The 450-nt window shown below is 60.9% G+C and carries 1 protein-coding gene; it reads left to right on the forward strand.

What is annotated here, in order from left to right:
• The first annotated feature begins 95 nt into the window (after window positions 1–95).
• Entirely contained in the window at window positions 96–413 is a 318-nt protein-coding gene (locus FMN52_RS20125; RefSeq protein WP_205424974.1) for a hypothetical protein, read from the forward strand.
• Window positions 414–450 lie beyond the last annotated feature (37 nt).

A 450-nucleotide genomic window follows, 5' to 3' on the forward strand; every position in this document is an offset into this window, starting at 1 on the left:
GAGGCGCCGCTTCGGGGCGGCGAGACTCTTTACTACATCAGCGGAATGCGGCTAGATCCCGCTGCCATCGCTTGGGCTCGAATGGGAGACGTATCATGATCGGCTGGTTCGGCAGAGACAAGAACGAAAGGCCTTTACCCAAAGAACATGGCCCGTTGAGCGCCGCCATCGGCGGGGCGTTGGAGATCGATTTCCTCTCCCTCGAAGCCGATGCTTTGGCCGGCCGGCCGGCCAAAGCATCGGCTTCGAGGGAGAGGAAATCGATCTCCAACGCCCCGCCGATGGCGGCGCTCAACGGGCCATGTTCTTTGGGTAAAGGCCTTTCGTTCTTGTCTCTGCCGAACCAGCCGATCATGATACGTCTCCCATTCGAGCCCAAGCGATGGCAGCGGGATCTAGCCGCATTCCGCTGATGTAGTAAAGAGTCTCGCCGCCCCGAAGCGGCGCCTC

It is taken from the genome of Marinobacter sp. BW6, assembly GCF_008107725.1.
GTDB lineage: Bacteria > Pseudomonadota > Gammaproteobacteria > Pseudomonadales > Oleiphilaceae > Marinobacter.